4 protein-coding genes and 1 pseudogene are annotated in these 4,155 nt (G+C 67.9%); 3 read left to right on the forward strand and 2 right to left on the reverse strand.

Translation table 11 applies throughout. The features are described 5' to 3' along the window. The first annotated feature begins 207 nt into the window (after positions 1-207). Positions 208-444 carry a DUF397 domain-containing protein gene (locus AC5LSR_RS08110; protein WP_250282973.1) on the forward strand — a complete coding sequence of 79 codons (237 nt, stop codon included), beginning with the start codon at positions 208-210 and terminating at the stop codon, positions 442-444. An 81-nt stretch (positions 445-525) separates the two neighbouring features. On the opposite strand, the gene AC5LSR_RS08115 is transcribed toward AC5LSR_RS08110, so the two are convergent. After that, positions 526-1,398 carry a Sco1979 family transcriptional regulator gene (locus tag AC5LSR_RS08115; RefSeq protein ID WP_250282975.1) on the reverse strand — a complete coding sequence of 291 codons (873 nt, stop codon included), beginning with the start codon at positions 1,396-1,398 and terminating at the stop codon, positions 526-528. Positions 1,399-2,002: 604 nt separating this feature from the next. Between AC5LSR_RS08115 and AC5LSR_RS08120 the strand changes: the two genes are divergently transcribed. Next, complete coding sequence (locus AC5LSR_RS08120) at positions 2,003-2,509, forward strand: NUDIX hydrolase (protein WP_250282980.1); 507 nt, start codon at positions 2,003-2,005, stop codon at positions 2,507-2,509. Positions 2,510-2,738: 229 nt separating this feature from the next. On the opposite strand, the gene AC5LSR_RS08125 is transcribed toward AC5LSR_RS08120, so the two are convergent. Next, on the reverse strand, positions 2,739-3,419 hold the full coding sequence (locus tag AC5LSR_RS08125) for a DUF4232 domain-containing protein (RefSeq protein ID WP_493468311.1): 681 nt from the start codon (positions 3,417-3,419) through the stop codon (positions 2,739-2,741). A 421-nt stretch (positions 3,420-3,840) separates the two neighbouring features. On the opposite strand from AC5LSR_RS08125, the pseudogene AC5LSR_RS08130 reads away from it, so the two are divergent. Continuing rightward, a pseudogene (locus AC5LSR_RS08130) lies at positions 3,841-4,155 on the forward strand (hypothetical protein); the annotation flags it as partial.

The following is a 4,155-nucleotide window of genomic DNA, read 5'->3' on the forward strand; positions in this document are numbered from 1 at the left end:
GGGCCGGGCCGCATTCCATGCCACGATCACTATGGCCCCGCGGTCGGGCCCGAGATACCTACCGGGCGTCCGAGACCGGCTCCCGGCAACGGCCCCGTAGGAACCGAGCCTTCCAGACCCGCTTCCGGACCCCGGATTCGGGCGGCATCCTGGACGCCGGAATTCATGATCATATTGTTTCGTTCCTGTCACACGAAGGAGGCCGACTTGCCCGAGATCTACAACGGGATTTCCACAACCGCGTTACCAGAGGTCACCTGGAAGAAAAGCCGGCGCAGCAACTCCCAGGGAAACTGCGTCGAACTGGCAAGGCTGTCGCCGGAGACCATCGCGGTCCGTAACTCCAGGGACCCGAACGGCCCAGCTCTGATCTACACCCAGGCCGAGATCGAGGCGCTCATCCTCGGAGCCAGGGACGGCGACTTCGACGAATTCCTGCGGTAGCGCTGGTCCGCCGGGGCCCGGGCCCGTGTGCGCGGAGGCTGAGGCAGCCTGCCTGCTTCAGCCCGCCCGGTACGGGCCCTCTCAAGCAGAGCTCTCCCTTATGATCCTGTTCAGTACCTCGATGCTGGCGGCGGGAGGCACACTGTCGACGCAGAGACGGTCCATCGCCTCCATGTAGCGGTCCACGTCCTCCCGCTTGTCCAGGTAGACCGCGCCGGCGAGCTGTTCGATGTAGACGATGTCCGGCAGGTCCGCTTCGGGGAAACGCAGGATGGAGAAGGCGCCGCCCTCGGCCGCGTGTCCGCCGAAGCGGAAAGGCATGATCTGCAGGCTGAGATTGGGCCGGCTCGCAAGCTCGATCAGATGTTCCAGTTGAGCGCGCATCACCGCGGGGCCGCCAAGTGGACGCCGCAGCGCGGCCTCGTCGATCACAACCCACAATCTGGGGTGCGATGGTCTGGCGAGCAGTTTCTGGCGGTTCATCCGCACGCTGATCCGGCGCTCGATGTCCTGGGGCCGGGCACCGCTGTTGCCGAGTGTGATGACAGCGCGCGCGTAGTCCTCGGTCTGGAGCAGGCCCGGGATGAACTGGACCTCGTAGGTCCGGATCAGAGTCGCGGCCTCTTCCAGGCCCAGATACGACTGAAACCAGCTCGGGAGGACGTCGGTGAAATTCTGCCACCAGCCCGGTGTGTTGGCTTCCCGGACCAGCTCCATCAGCGGCGCTCTCTCGGCGTCGTCCGTGACGTCATAGAGGGTGAGCAGATCGGCTACGTCCCGTTCCTTGAAGCTGACCCGCCCCAGCTCCAGGCGACTGATCTTGGATTCGGAGCCCCGGATACTATACCCGGCCTCCTCGCGGCTGATGCCCTTCTCCTCACGTAGCCGCCGCAACAGGGAGCCGAGGAGAATCCGGCGCACGGTGGGCCCCCCACCGGACTCAAGCGCCGTCACAACCCACCCCCTTCACCATCGTCTGAGCACAAGAGTATGACACCCGATCTTCACGACCTCACCGGTTCCGACACCTTCTGCACGTGCACCCGTGTCTTGCATTTGCACGCAACGAACGCCATGATGTGCAGGCAGCCATGCTGATGTCACGCACGCAGGGGTTCCGGGAGGCCGTGATGACAACCCACGGACACACCCGGTGTTCGACGACGCCGATGACGCCGTCACCGATCACCGGAACAGTGCCCGTCGTCATGGTCATCCGACGATCCGGAGTCACGGCGGTTCACCACCGGCAGCACGGCAATGTGATCGGGTGCCGGTCGACAGAGCGGTTCACGGACATGCCAATGAGGCATACGCCGTCATTTTTCCGAATCACCGGCTCAGGCGCGGAATGCCTCCCCGCTGCGGGAAGTGAATCCGGACAGCGGATGATCGTCGGCCTTCGGGACGGACGGACGGACGACTGTGCCGGCGGGATGGCCAGCCGGCTGCAAGGAGATGGCAGGGCGGTCGCGGGGCGGCTCCTCTGGAACAGGGTGTGGGCACATCCGTGGCCTGGTGCCACTGCTGGCGACACCCGCCGAGGGTGGGAGTGGTGATGGTCGACAATGCCGGCCCGGGCACGGGGTTGCCGGTCGACGTTCATGTGCTGATGTGGCGCGTGGACGGATCGGTGCTGCTCTGTCGTGGCGCCGAGTCGGATTCACCATGGCAGTTACCGTGGTCCGAACTTGGCAGTGGGGAACCCGCGATCGAGGCCGTGCTGCGGATAGCCGACGAGACCCTGTCGGTGATGACAATGGCGACCCATGTGTGGCTCGCGCATGTAGCCCATCATCGGTTCATCGGCGGCGGTGAACGGCTGGGGCTGTTCTTCCGGCTGACCCACTGGAGCGGGATACCCACACCGGGCGCAGACCCCCGGGCAAGCCGTCTGCAGTGGCACCACCTGAACGCACTGCCGGAATCCCTGGCGGCTCTCGACCGGGAAGCGTTGGCCCGCTGGCAGGACAACGACGTGTATTCAGAGCTCGGATGGAACCCGCAACAGCTGTGTGCGGTGCCCCGGCTACGGGCTATCTCGGGTGCACGGGCGTCCTCGTAAGAGGAGGACACCATGGCATGACGAAACCGTCGTGTAACAAAATTGTGGCACGAAAAACCACGGCCTGACGAACGGGGTGGTGTTGTAGAGCTCTGGCACCGCCAGAGCTCTACAACACCGTCATAGCGCCAGACGGCCTACCGCCGTACCGCCCCGAGTTCACCCAGGATTCACGCGTTCGCCAGCACCGGTTGGGCTGGCTGGCCGTGTCGACAGGTGCGAATTCCGGCTACCGGGGCCGTGTGCCGGCCGTTCCGGCCACGACAGGGTGCACCTGGAACGCGTCGCAGATGGTTGTCTGCCGCTCCACCACCTGGACCCGGGTCTGGTGCGGCGGAATGACCACGAACTGCTCGTAGGGCAGGCAGGCGGATTCGTCGCCGGACCGTACGGCCGTCCACTCGACACCGAACGACGCGGTGCCCCGCGGCTGGAGGACCACCGTCTCGGGCGGGCCCACCCGGAACAGGTTGCCGCCCTCGGAGCGGGCCGCCGGCCGTTCCTGCCGCCCGTTGTCGTCCGTGGCGGCCACGGACGGATAGCCGATCAGCGAACACGGCTGGTCTGAGGAACTGGTGAGAACGACGACGAACCCCTGGCGCTCCCCGGACGGAGCACCCGCGGACGCACCCGCGGCCACCCGCAGGCCCGCCTCGGTACACAGCGGTGGCGATCCGGGCGCCGGGCTCAACTGGCCGCCGGGGCCGGCCGGCGGACGTGGGGAGGAAGCGTCGCTGCCGGTCTGCGCCCTGGCGCCGGCCTCCGCGCCGAGCGGGGCGGCGGCCGGCGACGGCGTCGCGGGTGCCGGTGTCCCGCCGCCGGAGCCACAGGCGGTGGCACCGGTGACAAACAGTAGCCCAGCCCCCGCCACGACGATCCGGGTTGTACGGGTTCGGGGTCTGTTCGGCATGTGGGCAAGTCTTGCACCAACCGGTCCGTGTCCGGGAGGTCACCCCGGACGTGGTATCGGACGTGGCGCCGGACCGGCGACGACGGCTGTGACAGCGTGCCGAGACCGTGCCGGGGCGGCGCGTGGGGCCGCGGCGGGCCCGCGGTATGCCAACGTGCGCCAGACCCACGACCGAAAGCACCGAAGTCGGCTCTATACTCCGCTTTGTCCTTCTAGGGGGGGTTCATGAAGATCGGAACCTGTGGAAGGAGCAGCAGGGCCAATGACGCCCAGAAATGGCTCACGGTGGAGTGTTCCAGCACGATCGTCAGTAACAGACGCAGCTCTTCCGCCCCGCCGCCGGACGGCCGGCACGGCTGGCACGGCCGGCCGTTCTGAGAGGGACGGGACCGCACTCCGCCTGGTCACCGGCCGGCTACCGGTGGCTCTCGCGCTTTCCGCTGCTGTTCTCCTGGCCGGCGGGCTCACCGCGTGCAACCCGGCCAAGTCCGATCTGACGGAGCTGGCCGCCGGTACGGCATCGCCGACCAGCGACCATCCACGGCCGCGGCCTTCCGTGACCGGCGAGGCGGCACCAACGCTCCCAGCGGCATCCGGCACGCCGACGCCCCTGGCCGCGGCCGTGGGCGCGGCGGGTGCGCCGGCCGCTTCGGGCGTGCCGAAACCGGCCGCACCTGCCGTCCCGGCCGCGCCGGCCGCGCCGGTGCCGGCCGCGGTCCTCGCCGCACTCCCACCC

The sequence above is a fragment of the Protofrankia sp. CiP1_Cm_nod4 genome, from assembly GCF_982290645.1.

Coding starts and splice junctions, on each gene's coding strand:
- AC5LSR_RS08120 (WP_250282980.1), top strand. CDS start 2,003: ATGGTCGACAATGCCGGCCCGGGCACGGGGTTGCCGGTCGACGTTCAT.
- AC5LSR_RS08125 (WP_493468311.1), bottom strand. CDS start 3,419: ATGCCGAACAGACCCCGAACCCGTACAACCCGGATCGTCGTGGCGGGG.